Origin of the sequence: Mesorhizobium sp. B3-1-9 (genome assembly GCF_006439595.1) — a bacterium.
In the GTDB taxonomy this organism is placed as follows: domain Bacteria; phylum Pseudomonadota; class Alphaproteobacteria; order Rhizobiales; family Rhizobiaceae; genus Mesorhizobium.
The window spans coordinates 1-18,940 of record NZ_VFTJ01000008.1; the positions used below are offsets into that span (position 1 = coordinate 1).

At 63.2% G+C, this 18,940-nt stretch carries 20 protein-coding genes; 17 read left to right on the forward strand and 3 right to left on the reverse strand.

What is annotated here, in order from left to right:
* Window positions 1–484: 484 nt before the first annotated feature.
* The 6 genes from FJW07_RS16110 to FJW07_RS16135 all read left to right on the forward strand — a co-directional run bounded on the left by FJW07_RS16110 (window position 485) and on the right by FJW07_RS16135 (window position 5,539).
* A complete protein-coding gene (locus FJW07_RS16110) occupies window positions 485–1,732 on the forward strand; it encodes an ABC transporter substrate-binding protein (RefSeq protein ID WP_140857806.1) in 1,248 nt (415 codons plus the stop codon).
* Between the two features lie 67 nt (window positions 1,733–1,799).
* Window positions 1,800–2,726 (forward strand): YVTN family beta-propeller repeat protein, encoded by a 927-nt coding sequence (locus FJW07_RS16115; protein ID WP_181182648.1) that lies wholly within the window; start codon window positions 1,800–1,802, stop codon window positions 2,724–2,726.
* Between the two features lie 32 nt (window positions 2,727–2,758).
* Entirely contained in the window at window positions 2,759–3,205 is a 447-nt protein-coding gene (locus FJW07_RS16120; protein WP_140857527.1) for a hypothetical protein, read from the forward strand.
* A 41-nt stretch (window positions 3,206–3,246) separates the two neighbouring features.
* On the forward strand, window positions 3,247–4,041 hold the full coding sequence (locus FJW07_RS16125) for an ATP-binding cassette domain-containing protein (RefSeq protein WP_181182649.1): 795 nt from the start codon (window positions 3,247–3,249) through the stop codon (window positions 4,039–4,041).
* Window positions 4,042–4,052: 11 nt separating this feature from the next.
* Entirely contained in the window at window positions 4,053–4,913 is an 861-nt protein-coding gene (locus tag FJW07_RS16130) for an ABC transporter permease (RefSeq protein ID WP_181182021.1), read from the forward strand.
* Window positions 4,913–5,539 carry a hypothetical protein gene (locus FJW07_RS16135; RefSeq protein ID WP_140640299.1) on the forward strand — a complete coding sequence of 209 codons (627 nt, stop codon included), beginning with the start codon at window positions 4,913–4,915 and terminating at the stop codon, window positions 5,537–5,539. The genes FJW07_RS16130 and FJW07_RS16135 overlap by 1 nt, the downstream gene beginning before the upstream one ends.
* Window positions 5,540–5,556: 17 nt before the next feature.
* Here the strand turns inward: FJW07_RS16135 and FJW07_RS16140 are convergent, their stop codons facing one another.
* Together FJW07_RS16140 and FJW07_RS16145 are read right to left on the reverse strand one after the other, a co-directional pair.
* The gene (locus FJW07_RS16140) at window positions 5,557–5,757 is read right to left on the reverse strand and encodes a hypothetical protein (RefSeq protein ID WP_140640301.1); all 201 of its coding nucleotides are present in this window, start codon (window positions 5,755–5,757) and stop codon (window positions 5,557–5,559) included.
* 215 nt (window positions 5,758–5,972) lie between these two features.
* On the reverse strand, window positions 5,973–6,962 hold the full coding sequence (locus FJW07_RS16145; protein WP_140652888.1) for a LysR family transcriptional regulator: 990 nt from the start codon (window positions 6,960–6,962) through the stop codon (window positions 5,973–5,975).
* A 119-nt stretch (window positions 6,963–7,081) separates the two neighbouring features.
* On the opposite strand from FJW07_RS16145, the gene FJW07_RS16150 reads away from it, so the two are divergent.
* The 10 genes from FJW07_RS16150 to gph are packed head-to-tail and all read left to right on the forward strand — an operon-like array spanning window position 7,082 to window position 16,962.
* Window positions 7,082–8,131 carry a class 1 fructose-bisphosphatase gene (locus FJW07_RS16150; RefSeq protein WP_140857529.1) on the forward strand — a complete coding sequence of 350 codons (1,050 nt, stop codon included), beginning with the start codon at window positions 7,082–7,084 and terminating at the stop codon, window positions 8,129–8,131.
* A gap of 8 nt (window positions 8,132–8,139) precedes the next feature.
* On the forward strand, window positions 8,140–9,012 hold the full coding sequence (locus FJW07_RS16155; RefSeq protein WP_140784150.1) for a phosphoribulokinase: 873 nt from the start codon (window positions 8,140–8,142) through the stop codon (window positions 9,010–9,012).
* Between the two features lie 10 nt (window positions 9,013–9,022).
* Window positions 9,023–11,026 carry a transketolase gene (gene tkt, locus FJW07_RS16160; RefSeq protein WP_140857531.1) on the forward strand — a complete coding sequence of 668 codons (2,004 nt, stop codon included), beginning with the start codon at window positions 9,023–9,025 and terminating at the stop codon, window positions 11,024–11,026.
* Between the two features lie 11 nt (window positions 11,027–11,037).
* A complete protein-coding gene (gene fba / locus FJW07_RS16165) occupies window positions 11,038–12,117 on the forward strand; it encodes a class II fructose-bisphosphate aldolase (protein ID WP_140784152.1) in 1,080 nt (359 codons plus the stop codon).
* Window positions 12,118–12,152: 35 nt separating this feature from the next.
* Complete coding sequence (locus tag FJW07_RS16170; protein WP_140857533.1) at window positions 12,153–13,613, forward strand: form I ribulose bisphosphate carboxylase large subunit; 1,461 nt, start codon at window positions 12,153–12,155, stop codon at window positions 13,611–13,613.
* Between the two features lie 11 nt (window positions 13,614–13,624).
* The gene (locus FJW07_RS16175; RefSeq protein WP_140784154.1) at window positions 13,625–14,044 is read left to right on the forward strand and encodes a ribulose bisphosphate carboxylase small subunit; all 420 of its coding nucleotides are present in this window, start codon (window positions 13,625–13,627) and stop codon (window positions 14,042–14,044) included.
* A 24-nt stretch (window positions 14,045–14,068) separates the two neighbouring features.
* Window positions 14,069–15,007, forward strand: a complete 939-nt coding sequence (cbbX, locus tag FJW07_RS16180; RefSeq protein WP_140784155.1) for a CbbX protein — start codon at window positions 14,069–14,071, stop codon at window positions 15,005–15,007.
* Window positions 15,004–15,690: a ribulose-phosphate 3-epimerase gene (rpe, locus tag FJW07_RS16185; RefSeq protein WP_140677572.1), complete on the forward strand. Its 687-nt coding sequence runs from the start codon at window positions 15,004–15,006 to the stop codon at window positions 15,688–15,690. The genes cbbX and rpe overlap by 4 nt, the downstream gene beginning before the upstream one ends.
* Window positions 15,691–15,709: 19 nt before the next feature.
* Window positions 15,710–16,267, forward strand: a complete 558-nt coding sequence (locus FJW07_RS16190; protein ID WP_140857535.1) for a thioredoxin family protein — start codon at window positions 15,710–15,712, stop codon at window positions 16,265–16,267.
* Window positions 16,264–16,962: a phosphoglycolate phosphatase gene (gph, locus tag FJW07_RS16195; RefSeq protein ID WP_140857537.1), complete on the forward strand. Its 699-nt coding sequence runs from the start codon at window positions 16,264–16,266 to the stop codon at window positions 16,960–16,962. The genes FJW07_RS16190 and gph overlap by 4 nt, the downstream gene beginning before the upstream one ends.
* 42 nt (window positions 16,963–17,004) lie before the next feature.
* On the opposite strand, the gene FJW07_RS16200 is transcribed toward gph, so the two are convergent.
* The gene (locus FJW07_RS16200) at window positions 17,005–17,385 is read right to left on the reverse strand and encodes a cytochrome c family protein (protein ID WP_140640321.1); all 381 of its coding nucleotides are present in this window, start codon (window positions 17,383–17,385) and stop codon (window positions 17,005–17,007) included.
* A gap of 536 nt (window positions 17,386–17,921) precedes the next feature.
* Here FJW07_RS16200 and FJW07_RS16210 point away from each other — a divergent pair.
* Window positions 17,922–18,914, forward strand: coding sequence for an ABC transporter substrate-binding protein (locus tag FJW07_RS16210; protein ID WP_140857538.1), 993 nt, complete (start codon window positions 17,922–17,924; stop codon window positions 18,912–18,914).
* The last annotated feature ends 26 nt before the right edge of the window (window positions 18,915–18,940 follow it).

Here is an 18,940-nt window from a genome sequence, read left to right on the forward strand (position 1 = left end):
CCTTCGAGGTCCACCTCCATGATCTCAAGCGGCTTTCCGGCGGCAACGGCAACGGCGGCACGCGTTTTCATGAGGCACTCCTCCCAAGGCAGTCGAAAAACTTCATGTTCCGGCGGACGTGACGTCCGCCAGACAACAAAAATACCGTTTCCAAGCCGTAGTGAGCTAGCAATAATCGAACGGTCTACCTCATAAGTCTATTCTACCAAGGTCCCCCCACCCTTCACCTGTTTCGAGGTGGCCACCCGATAGACGCGTTGCTTGATCTCGAGGATCGACCGGGAACTTTCCGCGCAGTTCGGCATGCCGCGATCCACTTGATCGCCGGCCGCCTTGCCGGCGGCGAATAGGACTAAAGCAGAAGTGGCAGGTCAGCTTACAAGGTTTGATAAATCCAACACGTCCGCTAAGTTTTCCGCGGGCACCTTGGCTTGGCGCCGGTCCGATAGGATTGGACCCGGCACGAGAGTGGGTAATGTTATCGATGACGAGCGCGGTGCCGAGCACTCTCACGACCTTTTTGTGCTTTCTTTTCCTGGCCGCCAACATTTCCGGTGCGCCGGCTCAGGAAGCGAGCAAGCAACCGGCCGCAACGGCCAAGCCTGAAAAGAAGATCACCGAAATCAAGATAGGCTATTTGCGGGCATACGCGCCGCAGCTGACGCTTTCCCTGCTCGACCTGCCGCCAAGGGACGAGGGTGTTGCCGGCGCCAAGGTGGCGATCGGCGACAACAATACGACAGGAACGTTCCTCGGCCAGAAATTCAGCCTCGACATCACCGAAATAAAGCCGGACGCCGATGTGGTTCAGGCATTCGACGACCTGATCGTCAAGGGCGACCGCTATGTGGTAGCGGACCTCTCGGCCAGGCAATTGCTGTCCATCGCCGACATCGCGCGCGACAAGGGCGTGCTGATCTTCAACATCGGCGCCACCGACGACAGCCTGCGCGAGGAGGACTGCCGCATAAACGTCTTCCACATCGCGCCGACGCGCAGCATGCTGGCCGACGCGCTGGCGCAATATCTCATGGTGAAGAAATGGCCGAACTGGGTGCTGCTCTACGGCTCGCATGAGCAGGACCATCTCTACGCCGATGCGTTGCGCCGCGCGGCTGCCCGTTTTGGTGGCCAGATCGTGGCGGAGAAGGAGTTCAAGGACTCCGGCACCGCCAGGCGCACCGACACCGGCGCCACGCAGATCCAGCAGCAGATTTCCGTGTTCACGCAGGACCTGCCGGAGCACGACGTGGTGCTGGTCGCCGACGAGAGCGAGGTATTCGGAACCTATGTGCCCTACCGCACCTGGACGCCGCGCCCGGTCGCGGGCACGGCCGGGCTTGTCGCCTCGTCATGGCATCCCGCGAGTGAGCAGTGGGGCGGCATCCAGATGCAAAGCCGGTTCCTGAGGACGACGGGCCGGCGAATGTTGTCCAAAGACATGTTGGCCTGGACGGCCGTGCGGGCCGTCGGCGAAGCCACCACGCGCACCAATGGCGACGATCCGAAAAAGATCAGCGACTATATCCGCTCGGACGATTTCTCGGTCGCCGCCTTCAAGGGCCAGAAGCTGACCTTCCGCAAATGGAACCTTCAGTTGCGCCAGCCGATCCTGCTCAGCGACGCCAAGTCGGTCGTCTCGACCTCGCCGCAGGAGGGCTACCTCCATCAGGTTTCCGAGCTAGACACGCTCGGCGTCGACCAGCCGGAGACGAAATGCGCCCTTAAGTAAAAAGCAATCGGGAGGAAAATCGGTGCAAGGACGAGCTTGTGCACTCGCCTTTCTCGCGACCGGCCTCATGGCCGGTCCGGCATCGGCCTATACGGCCTATGTCTCCAACGAGAAGGACAACACCATGACCGTCGTCGACACGGCGACGATGAAGGTGATCAAGACCGTCGATGTCGGGCAGCGGCCGCGCGGCATCACGATTTCGCCCGACGGCAAGTTCGTCTATCTGTGCGCCAGCGACGACGACACGGTCCAGATCATCGATACGTCGAGCCTTCAAATCGTGGGCGACCTGCCCTCCGGGCCCGATCCTGAATTGTTCGTGCTCTCGCCCGACGGCAAGACCCTCTACATCGCCAACGAGGACGACAATCTGGTTACCGTCGTAGACGTCGCGAGCAAGGCGGTGCTCTCGGAGATCCCGGTCGGCGTCGAGCCGGAAGGCATGGGCGTCAGCCCCGACGGCAAGACCATGGTCAACACCTCCGAAACCACCAGCATGGCCCATTTCATCGACACGCAAAGCCATGAGGTGACCGACAACGTCCTGGTCGATACACGCCCGCGCTTCGCCGAATTCAAGCCCGACGGCTCTCAGATCTGGGTCAGCGCCGAGGTCGGCGGCACGGTAAGCGTCATCGACAACGCCAAGCGCCAGGTGGTGAAGAAAATCCAGTTCGCGATCAACGGATTGCGGGCCGAGACCATCCAGCCCGTCGGCATCGCCATAACCGCCGACGGCAAGAAGGCCTATGTCGCGCTCGGCCCGGCAAACCATGTCGCGGTGATCAACACCGAAACCTACGAAGTGGAAAAATACATCCTCGTCGGCCAGCGCGTCTGGCATCTCGCCTTCACCCCCGACCAGAAGACGCTGATCACCACGAACGGCAACTCGAACGACATCACCTTCATCGACACGACGACCGATGAACCGGTCCAGTCGCTCACCGTCGGCCAGCAGCCCTGGGGCGTGGCCATATCGCCGAACTAGCGATGTCCCAGGCAAGCCAGGAAGTTCGTTCCATGAAGACCAGTCGCATGATTGCCTTCGCCGTTCTTGTCGGACTGGCGGTTGCCCCGCTCGCGGCCAGTGCCGACGACGATGATGCCCCGAAGGTGACGCGATCCAGCAAGAACCTCCCCGAGCTTGTCCTGGGCTCGGACAAATCCAGCTACGACGTCAATCGGACGGATTTCGAACTGGTCGCCGGCCAAGGCTATCGCTGGAAGATCACATCTCACGGCGGCTTCGAATACAAGTTCATGACCGATCTCTGGCGCAACGTCTGGATTGACCAGATCGTCATAAACGATCTCGAGGTGCACATGGCCGGCGCACCGGCCTGGCTCGAATTCGACGATGCGGGAACCATATTGGTTCAGTTCCACACCGTGCGCCCCGGCGAATACACGTGGTCCGTCGCCGACCTTGCCGACAAGGGCCTGAAGGGCAAGATCACAATCAAATGAAAACCGGCAAATGAGGACCGGGCGCACATGAGAACAGGGTGATGGGCGTGCAGCATGTACGGACAGGCGGGTCGGGAAATGAGGTGGCGGCGCTCGACGTCGTCGGCGTCAGCCATTCCTACGGTCCCAAACGGGCGCTGAACAACGTGTCCTTCTCGATCGCCCCGGCGACCTTCACGGTGCTGCTCGGCCTCAACGGGGCGGGCAAGACGACCTTGTTCTCGCTGATCAGCCACCTTTACGACACCCGCCATGGATCGATCCGCATCTTCGGCCATGACATCCGCCGCGCTTCCGGCGAAGCGCTCAGATGTGTCGGCATCGTGTTCCAGGCACGTACGCTCGACCTCGATCTCAGCGTGTACCAGAACCTCTCCTACCACGCCTCGCTGCACGGTATCGGCGGCGGCGAGGCCCGGCAGCGCATCGCCGCCCTGCTCGAAACGGTCGACATGCAGGGCCGCGAGCATGACAAGGCCCGTTCTCTCTCCGGCGGCCAGATGCGACGGATCGAAATCGCCAGGGCGCTGCTCCACCGCCCCTCCCTGCTGCTGCTCGACGAGGCGACAGTCGGTCTCGACGTCCAGTCGCGCGCCGGCATCCTGGCCACCATCCGCAGGCTCGTCGAAACCGAAGGCATCGGCGTTCTGTGGGCCACGCACCTGATTGACGAAGTCGCCGACAGCGACCATGCCGTCGTGCTGCGACAGGGCAACCTTGTCGCCAGCGGCACGGTGTCTGATCTCATCCAGGCCAGCGGCGTCGGTTCGATCCGCGACGCCTTCTCGAAGCTCAACCGCAGCGAGACGACCGGCATTGCGGAGATTTCGCCATGAGCACGTCCGCGATGCCGCAAAAGGTCGCCTCCGTCACGCCGGTGAGGTCGGACGCGTTCGGTCCGCGCCACTATCTCGTCTGCCTCAAGGGCATCGTCCTGCGCGAGTGCTTGCGTTTCCTGCATCAACGGGAGCGCTTCATCTCCTCGCTGGTCAGGCCGCTCGTCTGGCTGTTCATCTTCGCCGCCGGCTTTCGCCAGGTGCTCGGCGTCTCGATCATACCGCCCTATAAAACCTACGTCCTTTACGAGGTCTACATCACGCCCGGCCTGTGCGGCATGATCCTTCTGTTCTCAGGCATGCAGTCTTCGCTGTCGATGGTCTACGACCGCGAGATGGGCAATATGCGCACCCTGCTTGTCAGCCCGTTTCCGCGCTGGTTTCTGTTGGTGTCCAAAATGCTCGCCGGCGTCGCCGTATCGATCGCGCAGGTCTACGCGTTCCTGATCGTGGCCTGGTTCTGGGGCGTCAAGGCGCCGCCCCTTGGCTACCTGTTCGTGCTGCCGGCGCTGTTTCTGTCGGGCATGATGCTTTGCGCCCTCGGGATGCTTTTATCCTCGGTGATCAAGCAACTCGAAAACTTTGCCGGCATCATGAACTTCGTCATATTCCCTGGCTATTTCGCCTCACCCGCCTTGTATCCGTTGTGGCGCATCCAGGAAGCCAGCCCTCTCCTCTACAAGATCTGCATCGTCAATCCGTTCACCTACGCGGTCGAACTCATCCGCTTCGCCTTTTACGGTCAGATCGATTGGGTGTCGCTGGGCGTCGTCGCCGGATGCACGCTGCTGTTTCTGGCCGGAGCCATCATCGCCTACGACCCCTCGCGCGGCCTGATGACCCGCAAGCAGGATACGGGAGGAAATGCCTGATGACGGGAATGCTTGCTCGCAGCCTGGTTGTGGTCGCCATGCTAGCGCCGGGCGCGAATGCCGGGGCGGCGACCGCCGATCCGGGCTGGCCCTGCGTCCAGCGCAAGGTGCCGCAATTGTCGCTCGGCCAGGTCTGGAACGGGCCGGACCTTCCGCCGTCGGCCAAGGACTGGTCAAACGACTCATCGGTCTCCGCCCTTGTCGAGGACGTCTCGGCGCGGCGGCTGCCGCTCGGCGACGCTCAGAAGAAAATCAGGGATTTTGCGGCATCGCTTCCGGCCGAGCAGCTTGCGCCGAAAATGGCGATGCTCGTGCAGGGCATGTTCGACCACATGGACGCCGAACGTTCGCACGTCATTTCCGGCATTTCCCGTTATGCCCACAGGCAGCTCGAAATGGCCGCCGACTTGCGCAAGCAAGCGTCCGACGTCGATGCGTTGCGAGCAAAGCCCGGCGCGGATCAGGACGAGGTCGAGCGGCGGACCGACCAGCTGAATTTCGCGACGCGGATCTTCACGGAGCGCGCGCAATCACTGACCTACGTCTGCGACGTGCCGACGATAATCGAGCAGCGGCTTTACCAGCTGGCCAAGACCGTCTCGGAGACGCTTGCCGCGAAGAAATAACTCTTCCTGGAATTGCTCTAGCTGCTCCGGCCGGGCAGCACGCGCCAGCGCTGCACGAAATAGCCGGGATGTGTGTCCAGCCAATGCGCGACCAGCGGCTGTGCCTGCATGAAGGCCACTCCGGGATTCATGGCCAGGCCGTCCGCCATTTCCTCGCGTTGCTCACAGGTCTGCGGCACGGTCGTCATGCAGACCATCATCACGATTGTATAAAGCATTGCCCCTTCCCCTTCGAAATCCCGAACCCCACGCCGGGACGCATGGCGATTTGCCTGCAGGTTTGGCTGCACTTCCGCCTTGTGTGAATTGCTGCCCTACCCCTTCCATTAGCAATATGCCATGCAGGCCTGCCGACCACCATGGCGATGACCCATTGCTCACGCCCTTCCCCAACCTTTTCGCACGATCCCCGACAGCCGATATGTCAGGCGTTTCACTTGGGCCGCCTTGCAGGCGTTCTCGCTTGCCGTGTCTGCGCTGCTTCATCCGCTTCGGCATGTGGATACAGTTTGCCGAACAGGGGCAGGTAAGTCGCGCCCTTGCGCATCAGGAAATCGTTGAAGGTCGCCATCGCGGGCGAGATCACGTGATCGGTGCGCATCACCGAAAACCATTGCCGGCGGATCGGCATCCCGGCCACATCGAGAATGACGAGCCGACCGGCTTCCGTTTCCGCGGCGATGGTGTGGGCGGAGATGAAGGCAATGCCGAGACCTGCCATCACCGCCTGCTTGATCGTCTCGTTCGACCCCATCTCGACGCCGAGATCGTCGATCCGGCCAGGCACGTCGCTCAGGAATATCTCCAGCGAGATGCGCGTGCCCGAGCCTGGCTCGCGGATCAGGAAATGCTCCTCGGCGATCCTTTCCTTGGAAATGTCGCGTGCCGAAACCAGTTTGTGTTCGGGCGGCGCGATGATGACCAGCGGATGGTCGCCGAAGACCGAAGCGCGCACCGAAACTTCCTTGGGTGGACGGCCCATCAGCGCGATGTCGATGTCGTGATTCTTCAGCCTGTCGATCGTTTCGGCTCTATTGCCGATGGCAAGCCGCATGTCGATGTCGGGATGTTCCTTCATGAAGCCGGCCATCAGCCGCGGCGCGAAATATTTGGCGGTGGAGACGACGCCGAGCCTCAGGCTGCCGGCGCGCACGCCCTTGATGGCGTCCATCTCGTCTTCAAGCATGCGCAGCCGCTCCTCGATGGCCTGCGCCGCCTCGACGAAGGCCAGCCCTGCGGTAGTAGGACGCATGCCGTCCGACGTCCGGTCGAACAAGGCCAGCTGGAACTCCTCCTCCACTTGTCGCAACTGGATCGTAACCGCTGGAGGAGAGAGGCCTAACACCTTGGCCGCGCTCACGATTTTCCCGTGGCTGACGATGGCCTGGACGGTCTTGAATTGCTTGAGCGTGAGAGTCCTCATGCAGCATACTAAATTATTTTTAGTGCCAAGGTAAAGTTATTGAATTTTACTTATCTTGGGCCGTTTGATTTCATCTCTCCATCCGGCGCCTGGGAAATACGCCGGACCGGGAGGTTACGATGCCAGCGGCAACGCTCGACGCTTTTCTGAACTCCTATCTCGGCGATCAGCCGGACGAACGCCGATCCGCGGTCGTCGCCACCGTCCGTCAGTTCACGCAGGCGGCTACCAAGGTCCGCAATGCCATCAACCAAGGAGCGCTCGGCGCCGCTTTTGCCGGGACCCGCGGCGCCAATGCCGACGGCGATGTCCAGAAGGATCTCGACATCTTCGCCGACGATATCTTCCTTGACGCCATGCGTCGCGCCCCGGTCGCGCTCTATGCCTCCGAGGAGCTGGAGCAGCCGGTCCTGCTCGACAGGCAAGCCCCCCTCGCCGTCGCCATCGACCCGCTGGACGGCTCCTCCAACATCGACACCAACGTGTCGGTCGGAACGATTTTCTCGCTCCTCCCTGCAACTGGCGCGCCGGACGCCGATCCGGCCGCCTCCTTTTTGCAGGCAGGCGCGAACATGCTGGGCGCCGGCTTCTTTATCTACGGGCCGCAGTTGGCGCTCGTTCTGTCGCTCGGCAGCGGCACGCACGTCTTCGTGCATTCGACCAGGCTAGGCACCTTCGTCCAGGCCTACGAAAGCCGGATCATTCCGGAGCGGACCCAGGAGTTCGCCATCAACGCCGCCAACTACCGCCACTGGGACGAGGCCGTGCGCCTTTATGTCGATGACTGCCTGGAAGGCACCGAAGGCCCACGGGAGAAGGATTTCAACATGCGCTGGATCGCCTCGTTGGTTGCCGAATGCTACCGCATATTGATGCGCGGCGGCGTGTTTCTGTATCCCGGCGACCAACGCCGGGGTTACAGCCAGGGACGGCTCCGGCTGGTCTATGAGGCCAATCCGATTGCCTATCTGATCGAACAGGCTGCCGGTGCCGCGACCGATGCGATCACCCGCATCCTGGAAATCGAACCCGAGAGCCTGCACCAGCGCGTACCCGTGGTCTTCGGATCCGCGCGGGAAGTCGCGCGGATCGCCCGCTACCACACCGAACCCAGCGCCATCGGCGAGCGTGCGCCGCTGTTCAGCCGCCGCGGACTCTTCAGGGCCTGAGCGGAACCATGTCGGCGAAGCACCCCATCATCACTATCACCGGATCGTCGGGCGCGGGCACGACCTCGGTCAAGCGCATCTTCGAGATGATCTTCCGGCGCGAGAACATCGAGGCTGCCTTCATCGAAGGCGACGCCTTTCATCGCTACGATCGCGCCGCGATGAAGGTGGAGGTCGCCAAGCAGGAAAAGGCAGGCAACCCGAACTTCACCCACTTCCATGCCGAGGCGAACGAGCTCGATATCCTCGAGGAGGTTTTCGAGGAATATGGCCGCCGGGGGAGCGGGAAGACCCGCACCTACATCCATGACGAGGATGAGGAGAAGCAGTACGGCACGCCGCCCGGCCATTTCACCGAATGGCGTGAATTCGCGCCGAGCGACCTGCTCTTCTACGAAGGCCTGCATGGCTGCGTCGTCACCGAAAAGATCAATCTGGCCAGGCATGCGGACCTCAAGATCGGCGTGGTGCCGGTCATAAATCTCGAATGGATCCAGAAGATCCATCGCGACCGCGCCACGCGCGGCTATTCCACCGAGGCGGTGATGGACGTGATCCTGCGCCGCATGCCGGACTATGTCCGCTACATCGTCCCGCAATTCTCGCAAACCGCGATCAATTTCCAGCGCGTGCCGATCGTCGACACGTCGAACCCGTTCATCGCGCGCTGGATCCCGACCCCCGACGAATCGATGCTGGTGATCCGCTTCGCCAATCCCCGCGGCATCGATTTCCCTTACCTGCTTTCAATGATCCACGACTCCTTCATGTCGCGGCCGAATTCCATAGTGGTGCCGGGCAACAAGCTCGACCTTGCCATGCAGCTGATCCTGACGCCGCTCATCCTGCAATTGATCGAACGCAAGAAACGTGTGTCGTGAGGAGGATGCCATGACCAGCCTGGCAGCATTGAAGCCCACCGCCGCCGTGTCCGAGCGCGACATGGCGAACGCCATCCGCGCGCTGGCCATGGACAGCGTGCAGAAGGCCAGTTCCGGACATCCGGGCATGCCGATGGGCATGGCCGATGTCGCGACGGTGTTGTTCAGCCGCTTCATCGCCATCGACCCGGCGGCGCCGGATTGGCCTGATCGCGACCGCTTCGTGCTTTCGGCCGGGCACGGCTCGATGCTGCAATATGCGCTGCATTACCTGCTCGGCTACCAGGACATGCCGATCGAGGAGTTGCAACGGTTCCGTCAGTTGGGCAGCCGTACCGCCGGGCATCCGGAGCATGGCCACGCGCTTGGTATCGAGACGACCACCGGTCCTCTCGGGCAAGGCATTTCGACCGCTGTCGGCATAGCGCTGGCCGAGCGCATGCTTGCGGCCCGCCACGGCGCCGATCTCGTCGACCACTACACCTATGTGATCGCCGGCGACGGCTGCCTGCAGGAAGGCATCAGCCACGAGGCGATCGACCTCGCGGGTCACCTGAAGCTCTCCCGCCTGATCGTGCTTTGGGACGACAACGCGATCTCCATCGACGGACCGACCTCGCTGTCGACATCGATGGATCAGCCGGCCCGGTTCAAAGCCGCCGGATGGCATGTGCAGTCGGTGGACGGCCATGACATGGAAGCCGTCGCCACGGCGATCGAGGCAGCACAGCATTCGGATCGGCCATCCCTGATCGCCTGCCGTACGGTGATCGGCAAGGGCGCGCCCAATCTTGGGGGTTCGGAAAAGACGCATGGCGCGCCGCTGGGCGATGCGGAGATCGCCGCGACGCGCGAAAACATCGGCTGGGCCCACGCGCCGTTCGAGGTGCCGCACGGCATCCTTTCGGCTTGGCGCGAGATCGCCGAACGCGGCCAGGCGGCGCGGCGCGCCTGGGAGCGGCGGCTTGCCGCCTCGGCGCGCCGCGAAGACTTCGAGCGCGCGCTTTCCGGCAAGCTGCCCGATGCGGTCTTCGAAGCGCTGAACGCCTTCCGCGCGGAGCATCTCGAGAAGGCGACCAAGGTCGCAACGCGCAAGGCCTCCGAAATGGCGCTCGCCGCGATCAACGGCGCAACCGAGCTGACAGTCGGCGGCTCCGCCGATCTGACCCATTCGAACCTGACGATCACCAAAGGCATGGATCGCATAGCGCCGGGCGACTATGCAGGCCGCTATATTCATTACGGCATTCGCGAGCACGGCATGGCCGCGGCCATGAACGGCATCGCCCTGCATGGCGGGTTCATACCTTATGGCGGCACTTTCCTGTGCTTCGCCGACTATGCTCGCGGCGCGATGCGGCTCTCGGCGCTCATGAGCCAGCGCGTCGTCTATGTGATGACGCACGATTCCATCGGCCTCGGCGAGGACGGACCGACCCATCAGCCCGTCGAGCACCTGGCGATGCTGCGGGCCACGCCGAACCTCAATGTCTTCCGCCCGGCCGACATCATCGAAACGGCGGAGTGCTGGGAACTGGCGCTGAAGAGCGGGAAGCGGCCAAGCGTGCTCGCGCTCTCGCGCCAGAACCTGCCGACGCTGCGCCAGGTACATGGCCACGGGAACCGGTCCGGCCGCGGCGCTTACGTCTTGCGCGAGCCATCCGCGCATCGCGCCGTGACGCTGATCGCCACCGGCTCGGAGGTCGAGATCGCCGTTGCCGCCGCCGAACGGCTGGAAACCCAGCACGGCGTCGCCGCCGCGGTCGTCTCGATGCCGTGCTGGGAATTGTTCGAGGAACAGGAAGCCGACTACCGCAAGTCCGTCCTCGGCTCGGCGCCGCGCGTCGCCATCGAGGCGGCCGCCCGTCTCGGCTGGGACCGCTGGATCGGCGACACAGGCGCTTTTGTCGGCATGACCGGCTTCGGCGCCAGTGCCCCCGCCCCTGACCTGTATCGGCATTTCGGCATCACACCCGAAGCCGTCGCCGCGGCGGCGCTGAAACTCATCATCTAGGAGGACCGACAATGGCCCGCATCACCCTTCGCCAGCTCCTCGACCATGCCGCCGAGCACGGTTACGGCGTGCCGGCATTCAACATCAACAACATGGAACAGGGCCTCGCCATCATGGAGGCGGCCAGGGCCTGCGACGCGCCGGTGATCATCCAGGCTTCGCGCGGCGCCCGCTCCTATGCCAACGACATCATGCTGTCCAGGATGATGGAGGCGTTGACCGAGATCCATCCGGCCATTCCGCTGTGCATCCATCAGGATCACGGCAACAACGAAGCCACCTGCCTTTCGGCGATCCGCCACGGCTTCACCTCGGTGATGATGGACGGGTCGTTGATGGCGGACGCCAAGACCCCGGCGAGCTACGACTACAACGTCGCCATCACCGAACGCGTCGCGCGCATGGCGCATTGGGTCGGCGCTTCCGTCGAAGGCGAGCTCGGCGTGCTCGGCTCGCTGGAAACCGGCCAGGGCGAAGCGGAGGACGGTCACGGAGCGGAGGGCGCGCTGTCGCACGATCAGCTCCTGACCGATCCCGATCAGGCGGTCGACTTCGTGACCGCCACCCGCGTCGACGCGCTCGCCATCGCCTGCGGCACTTCCCACGGCGCCTACAAGTTCACGCGCAAGCCGGACGGCGACATCCTGGCCATGCAGGTGATCGAGGCGATCCACGAGAAGCTGCCGAACACGCATCTGGTCATGCACGGTTCGTCCTCCGTGCCGCAGGAGCTGCAGGACATTATTAACAAGTACGGCGGCGAGATGCCCCAGACCTTCGGCGTTCCGGTCGAGGAGATCGAGCGCGGCATCCGCTACGGCGTGCGCAAGGTCAACATCGACACCGATTGCCGCATGGCCATGGCCGGGCAGTTCCGCCGCGTCGCGACGCAGGATCCGCGTGAATTCGATCCGCGAAAATTCCTGAAGCCCGCCATGGACGCCTTGCGCGACCTCTGCCGCGATCGCTTCGAACGCTTCGGCACCGCGGGCAACGCCTCGAAGATCAAGGTCGTCGCCATGGACGAGATGGCCAAACGCTACGCCGCGGGAAAGCTCGACCCGCAGATCGCAACCGCGAAAGCCGCCTGAGCGGCGGTCCGCCAAGCAAGGAAAGGACCAGACTCATGTCCAACAAATCCGAGACCGTGACCGGCAAGGACCGCTACAGATCCGGTGTGATGGAATACAAGAAGATGGGCTATTGGGAGCCCGACTACGAGCCCAAGGACACCGACATAATCTCGGTGTTCAGGATCACGCCGCAGGACGGCGTCGACCCGATTGAGGCCGCCGCGGCAGTCGCCGGCGAATCCTCGACCGCAACCTGGACTGTGGTCTGGACGGACCGGCTGACGGCGAGCGAAAAATATCGCGCCAAGGCTTATCGGGTCGACCCCGTGCCGAACGCGCCCGGACAGTACTTCGCCTATATCGCCTACGATCTCGACCTGTTCGAGCCGGGTTCGATCGCCAATCTTTCGGCATCGATCATCGGCAACGTCTTCGGCTTCAAGCCGTTGAAGGCATTGCGGCTGGAGGACATGCGTTTTCCCGTCGCCTATGTGAAGACCTTCCAGGGTCCGGCGACCGGCATCGTCGTCGAGCGCGAGCGCCTCGACAAGTTCGGCCGCCCGCTGCTCGGCGCCACCGTCAAGCCGAAGCTCGGCCTTTCCGGCCGCAATTACGGCCGTGTCGTCTACGAGGCGCTGAAAGGCGGGCTCGATTTCACCAAGGACGACGAAAACATCAACTCGCAGCCCTTCATGCATTGGCGTGAGCGGTTCCTCTACTGCATGGAGGCGGTCAACAAGGCGCAGGCCGAGACCGGCGAGATCAAGGGGACCTATCTCAACGTCACCGCGGCCACCATGGAGGACATGTACGAACGGGCCGACTTCGCCAGGGAGCTCGGCTCCAACATCGTCATGATCGACCTCGTGATCGGCTACACGGCGATCCAGTCGATGGCGAAGTGGGCGCGCAGGAACGACATGATTCTGCACCTGCATCGCGCCGGGCACTCGACCTACACGCGGCAGAAGTCGCACGGCGTTTCCTTCCGCGTCATCGCCAAATGGATGCGGCTTGCCGGCGTCGATCACATCCATGCCGGCACCGTCGTCGGCAAGCTGGAAGGCGATCCGGCGACGACAAGGGGCTACTACGACATCTGCCGCGAGGACCATAACCCGATGCGGCTGGAGAACGGCATCTTCTTCGACCAGCACTGGGCCTCGCTCAACAAGCTGATGCCGGTGGCGTCGGGCGGCATCCATGCCGGCCAGATGCATCAGCTCATCGACCTGCTCGGCGAGGATGTCGTGCTCCAGTTCGGCGGCGGCACGATCGGCCATCCGATGGGGATCGCGGCCGGCGCCACCGCCAACAGGGTAGCTCTCGAAGCGATGATCCTCGCCCGCAACGAGGGTCGCGACTACCTGCGGGAAGGGCCTGAGATCCTCGAGCGCGCCGCCCGCTCATGCCTGCCTCTGCGGCAGGCTCTCGACGTCTGGAAGGACGTGACATTCAACTACGCCTCGACCGACACGCCGGACTTCGTTCCGGTGGCAACAGCCGCCGAATAAGGAGACAGACAATGCGCATAACCCAAGGGGCCTTTTCCTTCCTGCCCGACCTGACCGACGATCAGATCCGCGCGCAGGTGCAGTATTGCATCGACAACAAATGGGCCGTCAGCCTCGAGTTCACCGACGACCCGCACCCGCGCAACACCTATTGGGACATGTGGGGCCACCCGATGTTCGACAATCCGGACGCGGCGGCGCTGATGATGGAGCTCAACGCATGCCGCAAGCTCTATGGCGATCGCTATATCCGCGTCGTCGCCTTCGATTCCTCGCAGGGCTGGGAATCGGTGAAGCTCTCCTTCATCGTGAACCGCCCGGACGAGGAACCCGGCTACCGGCTCGACAGGCAGGAAACCGCGGGCCGCATGATCCGCTACACCACCAGGCCCTACGCCGCCGACAGGCCGGCCGGGGCGAGATACGGCTAATCATCGCGACAGGAGGAAAATACCATGCCGGCGCCAGCCTTAGCCGAAACGCAAGTGCCGCAAGCCGCCGCCCCGGCGGCGATCGATCTGCGCGAGGAATTCGAAACGTCCGGCGTCAAGGACGTCCTGGCCGAGCTCGACCGCGATCTGATCGGGCTCGCCCCGGTCAAGCGACGCATCCGCGAGACGGCGGCGCTCCTGCTGGTCGAGCGGGCCCGCCGCCGCATGGGCCTCGCGCACGAAACGCCGACGCTGCATATGAGCTTCACCGGCAATCCGGGCACCGGCAAGACGACCGTCGCGCTGCGCATGGCCGACCTGCTGCATCGCCTGGGCTATATCCGCAAGGGCCATCTGGTTTCGGTTACCCGCGACGATCTGGTCGGCCAGTATATCGGCCATACGGCCCCCAAGACCAAGGAGATCCTGAAGAAGGCAATGGGCGGCGTGCTGTTCATCGACGAGGCCTATTATCTCTATCGCCCTGAGAACGAACGGGATTACGGCCAGGAAGCGATCGAGATCCTGCTGCAGGTGATGGAGAACCAGCGCGACGATCTCGTCGTCGTCCTCGCCGGCTATGCGCAGCGCATGGATCGCTTCTTCGAAAGCAATCCGGGATTCCGTTCACGCGTTGCCCACCACATCGACTTTCCCGATTATTCCGACGACGAGCTTCTTAGGATCGCGGAACAAATGCTCGAAAAGCAAAACTACCTGTTCGACACCGAGGCAACCGCCGCAATGGCCGACTACATCGCGCGCCGCCGCGCACAACCGCATTTCGCCAATGCCCGCTCGATCCGCAACGCGCTCGACCGGACACGGCTGCGGCAGGCCAATCGCCTGTTCGAGAGCGCCAAGGGACCGCTCGACGCCAAGGCGCTGTCGACGATCTCCGCCGAGGACATCACCGCCAGCCGTGTCTTCACGCTGCCCGCCGGGGAAGGAGAAGGCAAATGACCGCAAAGACCATCATCGCCCCTTCCGTTCTGTCGTCGGATTTCTCGCGGCTCGGCGACGAGGTCGAAGCGGTCGCGCGGGCGGGCGCCGACTGGATCCATCTCGACGTGATGGACGGACATTTCGTGCCCAACATCACCTTCGGCCCGCCGGTGATCAAGGCGATCCGCAACCGAACCGACAAGATCTTCGACTGTCATCTGATGATCGCGCCGGCCGATCCCTATCTCGCCGCCTTCGCCGACGCCGGTTGCGACATCATCACGGTGCACGCCGAGGCCGGGCCGCATCTCGACCGCTCGCTGCAGGCGATCAGGAACCTCGGCAAGAAGGCCGGCGTGTCGCTCAACCCGTCGACGCCGGAAAGCGTCATCGAATATGTCCTCGACCGGCTCGACCTAGTGCTTTTGATGACCGTCAATCCGGGTTTCGGCGGTCAGGCCTTCATTTCGGCGGTCATCGACAAGGTCAGGCGTGTCAAGGCGCTCGTCGGCCAGCGTCCGATCGACATCGAGATCGACGGCGGCGTCACGCCCGAGACGGCTCCCCTTGTTACCGCGGCCGGCGCCAATGTGCTTGTCGCCGGCTCCGCCGTTTTCAAGGGTGGCGCCGAGGCCGCCTATCGCGCCAATATCGGCGCGATCAGACAGGCGGCCGACGGAGCGGTCCGGCGAGCCGCATGAACCACCTGCGGAGGATGACATGGCGGCAATCCCACCGGTCTGCGATTTCGGCTGGCAAGGCGTCGACGCCGTCTTGCCCGGCATCGACGGCAGATCGCATTCGATCTTAGGCCAGGCCGGACCCAACGGGCTGGTCGTCGCCTTCATCTGCAATCACTGCCCCTATGTGAAGGCGGTGATTTCGCGCATCGTGCGCGACGCCAACGACCTCAAGGCCGAGGGTATCGGCTTTGTTGCGGTCAACGCCAACGATGCCGACGCCTATCCTGACGATGGCTTCGACAACATGAAGCTCTTCGCCAGGGCGAACGCCTTCACCTTCCCGTATCTCCATGACGAGTCGCAGGCGGTGGCGCGCGCCTATGGCGCCGTGTGCACCCCGGATTTCTTCGGCCTCAACGGCGAACTGACGCTGCAATATCGTGGCCGGCTGGATGCATCGCGACGCGAGGCCGGACAGCCTGGGCTGAGACGCGATCTGCTGGAGGCGATGAAGCAGGTTGCCCGAACGGGTAACGGTCCGCGCGACCAGATCGCTTCGATCGGCTGCTCGATCAAATGGAAGGAAGCCGCATGAAAGACGCAAGCAAGCCGTTTGGGTCGCCAAGGGCGATCCTGTTCGATCTCGACGGCACGCTGATCGATTCGGCGCCCGACATCGCGGCGGCTGTGAACGAGCTGCTGGCCGGCCGCGATCTGCCGCCGCTCAGCGTGGATCGGGTCAGGGCGATGATCGGCGGCGGTGTCATGAAATTGGTCGAGCGGGCTTTCGCCGCCTTGGGGTCGCCGCTTGCCGGCAGCGTTCTCGAGGAAGCCAATCGCGACATGGCGCCGATCTACCGCAGACATCTGACCGGGCTGACGAAGCTGATGCCTGGCGTCAGGGAAGTTCTCACCCACTTCCATCTGAACGGAACGGCCATGGGCGTTGCCACCAACAAGCCGCAATTGGCGACGCGCGAAATCCTGCTGCATTTCCACTTGACGGAATATCTCGGCGCGATCGTCGGCGGAGATGCGGTGACAAACCTGAAACCGGCGCCTGACGCTCTGCTTCTGGCGCTCGACCAGCTTGGCGTCGAACCATACGAGGCGCTGATGGTTGGAGACAGCATCAGCGACGTCGGCGCCGCGCGCGCGGCCGGCATGCCGGTCGTTCTGCTGCGCGGCGGCTACACCCATGTCCCCGTCGAGGAGCTGGGCGCGGACCTCGTATGCGACAGCTTGCTCGATCTGCCTTCCGCCATGCGGAGGCTGCGTGACGCCGCGTAGAGCGGCTCGGCGATTCTATCAACGCTGAACCGCTCTAGGCCGTCACTTCGAGAATTGCTTGAGATAGGCGATGACGTTGGCCACGTCCTTGTCGTCCTTGAGGCCGGCAAACGCCATCTTCGTGCCTTTCACCATGGCCTTTGGATCATGGAGATAGGTCGTCAGCGTCGGCTCGTCCCATTTGACGCCGGACTTTCCGGCCGCGACCATGGCCTGGGAATAGCTGAATCCCGGATGCGTGCCGGCCGTGCGGCCGATGACGCCGTTCAACGACGGACCGACCTTGTTTTGGTCCTTGTCCGCGACGTGGCAGACCTTGCATTTGGTGAAGACCTTCTCGCCTGCCGCCGCATCCTGCGCGTAGGATTGGTCCGTAATAAAAGTAACCAGGAATATGGCGGCGAAAAATGCGATAGCGCGCATGGCAATTCCTCATTAATCGTCAAATCCCCGGCACGAGCAAAAAGCTAACCGGCGGATGGCGGAAGTCAATCATACGAAGGTCCAGACTGCCGCACCCGAGAGAGCCTATCCTGTACTTTCGACTTTGTTGACGGTCCTGGGGCGAGCGCGTAGCTTCAGGCCGTTCTGGATTCCCAAGGGCACCTCGGGACACCGGTCAGGCTGGTTTCATCCAGGCTGAGATTTGCCTTGGCAATGGGCGGCGGCATTTCGCCAGAGCGGGCGTCTTCGCGCGCGCAAGAGGTGCTGAATGAATATGGTCGACCTCATATTGACGGTTTGCCTGAGTGCCAATCCCGGCGATTGCCGAGACGAGCATCTCTATTTTGAAAGTCGCGGCTCCCTGTTCCAATGCATGATGCTGGCGCCCAGCGAAATCGCGAAATGGTCGCAGGAACACCCGGCCTTGAAGGTCAGGCGCTGGAAATGCGCTTTCCCGACGAAGGACCGGGCAATCTGACCGGCGCCCCTGGTTTGTTGCAGTCCCGGGAGGACGCATCATGATTTCGCGGCGGGAAGCGCTCCGTCTGGCGGCTCTTGGAACGGCGGCGGTTCTCGGCTCACACGCCGTTGCCGCCTCCGCCGCGTCCAAGCTTCGCATCGGCGTGCTGAAGTTCGGCACGGTGAGCTGGGAGCTTGATACGCTGAAGCAGCACAAGTTCGACGCCGCCAACGGGATCGATCTGGACGTCATCAATTTCGCCGGGGAGGATGCGACCAATGTGGCGATGCTGGCGGGCGCGATCGACATGATCGTGACCGATTGGCTGTGGGTCTCGCGCCAGCGCTCGGAGGGCGGCGACGTCACATTGGCCCCCTATTCGACCGCCGTCGGGGCGATCATGGTGAAGGACGCATCGCCGATCCGCACGATCGCAGACCTCAAGGGAAAGAAGATCGGCGTCGCCGGCGGAGCCATCGACAAGAGCTGGCTGCTGATACAGGCGCTGGCCAGGCGCGATCACGGCATCGACCTGCCGGCGGTCAGCGATGTCGTCTTTGGCGCGCCGCCGCTGATTTCGCAAAAGGCCATTCAGGGCGAGCTCGATGCGGCGCTCAATTTCTGGCACTTCTGCGCCAGGCTCGAGGCCGACGGCTTTCGTCGGCTGATCGGCGCCGGCGACGCGCAGATGGCGCTCGGAGCATCGGGTCCGGTATCCGCGCTTGGCTATGTCTTCCACGACAAATGGGCCAACGACAATCCGCAAGCCGCCCGCGGCTTCCTCAAGGCTTCCGCGCAGGCCAAGGATCTGCTGGCAAGGTCCGACGAAGAGTGGCTGCGCCTCGCGCCGGTCATCCGCGCGGACGGCAAGGAGCTGGCCAAGCTGCGCGAACGCTACCGCGAGGGCATCCCCAGGCGGCCGGTCGCCGAGGAGGCGGTCGATGCCGGCAGGCTCTATCGGGTGCTGGCCCGAATCGGCGGCGAAAAGCTGGTCGGCAGCGCGCCGGAGATGGCGCCCGGCACATTCTGGCGGGAGCCGCCGCAATGACCGCAAGAGACGGTGGCGATCGCACG